Source organism: Polaromonas sp. P1_E1_2 (assembly GCF_056406035.1).
This window is the reverse complement of the sequence record NZ_JBFUAZ010000340.1, coordinates 1-4,477: the sequence shown is the minus strand read 5'-3', so window position 1 is coordinate 4,477 and position 4,477 is coordinate 1. Positions and strand designations below refer to the sequence as shown.

Genomic DNA, 4,477 nt, shown 5'->3' with positions numbered 1-4,477 from the left:
TCCTTGGGCAGGCCGGCGGGTGCGAGGAAGCCGTAAAAGCCCACCACCTCAAACCCCGTGATGCCCGATTCAATGACGGTCGGGATGTCGGGCAGGGCGGGGTTGCGCTCCTTGCTGGTCACGGCCAGCGCACGAACCTTGCCCTGCTTGTGATAGTTGGCTGCCTGCGGAATCGATTCGCCCATGAACTGCACCTGGCCTGCCATCAGGTCGGTAAAAGCGGGGGCGCTGCCGCGGTAGGGGATGTGCACCATGAAGAGCCCGGTGGCATTCTTGAACATCTCGGGCACCAGATGGCTGATGCCGCCGTTGCCGGCCGATCCGTAGTTGACCTGGCCGGGCCTGGCCTTGGTGTAGGCGATGAATTCCTTGAGGTTGTTGACCGGCAGCTTGGGGTTGACCAGCAGCGCCAGCGGTTGCATGGCGGTGCGCGCAATCGGGGTGAAGTCTTTCAGCGTGTTGTAGGGCAGCTTGCTGTAGAGCGCGGGGTTGATCACCATCACGCCGGTGTTGGCCAGCATCAGGGTGTAGCCGTCGGGCGCGGCCTTCATGACGTCTTGTGCGCCCACGGTGCCGCCGGCGCCGGATTTGTAGTCGATCACGATGGGCTGACCCAGCACGGCCTGCAGGCGCTCGGTCAAGAGGCGTGCATGCTGGTCCAGCGGCCCGCCGGCCGGAAAACCGATCACCACGCGGATGGGTTTTTCGGGAAAAGCCGCGAACGCTGCGCCAGAGGCCAGCGCTGTGAAGGCCAGCGCGCAAGCCGACATCAGGGTTTTGCGTCGAAGGGCGAGAAATCGGGTCATGGTGTCTCCTGGATGTTTCTACTTTTATTTCCGCGTGTAAACGGTGAGGCCGGAAGGACTTCCTTCGTGAAAGGGGGAAGCATGTGCTCTCGCACGGGGTGCAATCCATCATAGTGAGCGCGGGTCGCTCAAGTGACAGTGTTTTATCAGGAGCTTCCCGGATGTGGGCAGTGTGGACTCGGGGTAGGCTTGGGTCCCAAGTCAGTACTTGTCTGGAGCCTTTTTCTTGACCCTTGATTCCAACACCGGCCAGGCCGTCCCCGCAGCAACTCCGCACAACCTGCACCACCAGGTCTGGCCCAAGCGCCTGCCGCACAGCATCACGCCGCCGGCGACTTCGCTCTGGCACAACCTGGCGGTCAGCGCGTTGCGCTTTCCGGACAAGCCCGCGCTGGTTTTCTTCAACCGCGCGCTTAGTTATGCCGAAGTGATGCGTCAGGCGGAGCGCCTGGCAGCCACGCTTTACCGCATGGGCGTGCGCAAGGGCGACCGCGTGGTGCTCAACATGCAGAACTGCCCGCAGTGGGTGATCGCGCACTTTGCGATCCTGCGGGCCAACGCCGTGGTGGTGCCGGTCAACCCGATGAACCGGGCCGAAGAACTCAAGCACTACATCATCGATCCCGACGCCAGGATTGCCATCACCACAGCCGACCTKGCGCCCGAGCTGGCCAGGGCCAATGCACAGTTGGCACCCACCGACCGGCTCATGCACCTGGTGGTCACGCATTACAGCGATGCTTTTGACATGGAGCAATCCGGCGGCGACGATGCAGCGATGCCCGACGCCTGGCGCGACTGGCTGGGCACGCGCCACTCGCTGCCCGCACTGGATGGCGGCACGGTGATGAGCTGGGCTGATGCGATGACGGCCGGAGAAACCACCGAGCTGCCCCCACACACCGCCACACCGCAGGACCTGGCCGTGCTGCCCTACACCAGCGGCACCACCGGCCTGCCCAAGGGTTGCATGCACACGCACGCCAGCATCATGCACAACGCGGTGGCCAGCTGTTTGTGGGGCGGCAGCACGTTTGAAAACGTCACGCTGTCTGTGGTGCCGATGTTTCACATCACAGGCATGGTGTCGGTCATGCACGCTTCCATTTACGGCAGTGCGACGCTGGTTATCATGCCGCGATGGGACCGCGAGCTGGCCGGGCGCCTGATCTCGCGATGGGGGGTGACGCACTGGACGAATATCCCCACCATGGTGATCGACCTGCTGGGTAGTCCCAACTTCGCCAGCTTCGACCTTCGCAGCCTGGTCTACATCGGCGGCGGCGGGGCGGCCATGCCGCAGGCGGTGGCCCAGCGCCTGTGGGAACAATACGGCCTGCGCTTTGCCGAAGGCTACGGCCTGACGGAAACCGCGGCGCCCTCGCACAGCAACCCCTATGACGCCACCAAACAGCAATGCCTGGGTGTTCCCTTCATGAGCTGCGACTCGCGCATCATTGATCCGGTCACGCTCAAGGAAGTGCCACAGGGCGAGCAGGGCGAAATCATCATGAGCGGGCCGCAGATATTCCAGGGCTACTGGAAGCGTCCGGACGCGACGGCCGAAGCTTTTATTGAGCTCGATGGCAAACGTTTCTTTCGCTCGGGCGATCTGGGGCGCATGGACGAGCAGGGATATTTCTTCATCACCGACCGGCTCAAGCGCATGATCAATGCCTCGGGCTTCAAGGTGTGGCCGGCCGAGGTCGAGGCGCTGATGTTCAAGCACCCGGCCATCCAGGAGGCCTGCATCATCAGCACCAAGGATGCCTACCGCGGCGAGACGGTCAAGGCTGTGGTGGTGTTGCGCGCCGCGGCCAAAGGCCAGACGACGGAAGACGACATCATCAACTGGTGCAAGGAGAACATGGCGGCGTACAAATATCCGCGTGTGGTGCAGTTTGTCGATGCACTGCCCAAGAGCGGCTCGGGCAAAGTGATGTGGCGCGCGTTGCAGGAAGCGGAGCAGGGCGCACGGTGAAGACTCTGGCACGATGAGGGTTCTGAGCCTTCTGAGTGCCACCCGGAGACAAAATTGAAAATCACATCGGTCAAGCCGTTTATCCTGCATGTGCCCGTTACGGGCTCGCAGATTGCCGACAGCACCCATACCATTTCGCACTGGGGCGTGGTCGGGGTGCAGATAGACACAGACAACGGGCTCACCGGGTACGGCTTCACCGGCACCCATGCCCATTTGCCGAGCGACCAGCTGATCACGCGCTGCATCGAGACCTGCCATGCGCCGCTTCTGATCGGTGAAGACGCGGCAGACATCCAGCGTTTATGGCTCAAGCTGGCGCGCAACCCGGCCCTGCAGTGGGTGGGGCGCGCCGGCATCATCACGCTGTCTCAGGCCGCCATCGACATCGCGCTGTGGGACTTGAAGGCCAAGGCTGCGGGCGTGCCGCTGTGGAAGCTGCTGGGCGGCCAGGTGCGCGAGAAAGTACGCGCTTACAACACCGACATCGGCTGGCTCAGCATTCCCGACGACCAGCTGGTGGCCGGTGCGAAGCGCGCGGTGGACGAAGGCTTTACCGGCATCAAGGTCAAGATTGGCTCCAGCGTCGACCGCGACCTGAAACGGCTGGAGGCCGTGCGCCGCGCCATCGGCCCCGCCATCACCATGGCAACCGACGGCAACGGCAAATGGGACTTGCCCACCTGCCAGCGCTTTTGCCGCGCGGCAGAGGCATTTGATTTGTACTGGATCGAAGAGCCGCTTTGGTACGACGACGTGAAAGGCCATGCGCAACTGGCGCGCAGCACCAGCATCCCCGTGGCGCTGGGCGAACAGCTCTACACGCACGACGCGTTTGCCGAATTCTTCCACCAGGAAGCGATTCATTGGGTGCAGCCCGATKTGACGCGCATGGGCGGCATCACCGAAGTGCTGCGCGTCTGCGACACGGCGCATTCTTTCCGGTTGCCGGTGGCGCCGCACGCGGGCGACATGAGTCAGGTGCATGTGCACCTCAATCATGCCCACCCGGCCTGCACGGTGCTTGAATACATCCCCTGGATCAAGGACTGCTTCCTGGAGCCGGCCCAGGTGGTGGACGGCCACTTCAGCCTGCCGCAGCAGCCGGGCGCCAGCACCACGCCCACGGAAGCAGCCTGGGCCAGATACCACCAGCCGGCATCCTGATGTCGTTCGGATGATTTTTAGTAAAAAGTGGCTGAAAGCCATAATGGACGAGCGCAAGCAGCTATAAAAATAGTAGCAAAATCCTGCACGGCTGTGCCGGCTTTCCAGGTCAGGTATCGTGCTGCTCTGTCAAACCAACGAACACGCGGCGCTTGCTGCGCTTTTCCTGCATGGCCAAACCCGCTCCGCCTCTTCCTCCTTCGCCTGACCTGGATGACAAGCCGCTCGATGGCTGGCGGCTGCGCCTGTACACCATCATCTTTGAGGCCGACACCCGTGCCGGACGGCTTTTTGACAAGACACTGATCGCCCTTATCCTGGTCAGTATCGCCGTGGTGATGGCCGACAGCGTGCAGTCGATCCATGCTTCGCACGGCCGGGCGTTCGCGGTGGTCGAATGGATCTTCACGCTACTCTTCACCGCCGAATACATCGCGCGCCTGGTGTGTGTGCGCAAGCCGCTGCAGTACGCGACAAGTTTTTTCGGCATCATCGATCTGGTCGCCGTGTTGCCAACTTACCT

At 62.6% G+C, this 4,477-nt stretch carries 4 protein-coding genes; 3 read left to right on the top strand and 1 reads right to left on the bottom strand.

The genetic code is table 11. The annotated features are described in order from the left end of the window. Positions 1-770 (bottom strand): Bug family tripartite tricarboxylate transporter substrate binding protein (locus tag AC1D1P_RS15115; RefSeq protein ID WP_477673550.1); only part of this gene is annotated, 770 nt, incomplete at its 3' end. A gap of 262 nt (positions 771-1,032) precedes the next feature. Here AC1D1P_RS15115 and AC1D1P_RS15110 point away from each other — a divergent pair. From AC1D1P_RS15110 to AC1D1P_RS15100, 3 genes are all read left to right on the top strand, one after another. Further along, complete coding sequence (locus tag AC1D1P_RS15110; protein WP_477673549.1) at positions 1,033-2,787, top strand: long-chain fatty acid--CoA ligase; 1,755 nt, start codon at positions 1,033-1,035, stop codon at positions 2,785-2,787. Between the two features lie 54 nt (positions 2,788-2,841). Then, on the top strand, positions 2,842-3,954 hold the full coding sequence (locus AC1D1P_RS15105; protein WP_477673548.1) for a mandelate racemase/muconate lactonizing enzyme family protein: 1,113 nt from the start codon (positions 2,842-2,844) through the stop codon (positions 3,952-3,954). A gap of 170 nt (positions 3,955-4,124) precedes the next feature. Further along, the coding region (locus AC1D1P_RS15100) for an ion transporter (protein WP_477673547.1) at positions 4,125-4,477 on the top strand (353 nt) is incomplete at its 3' end.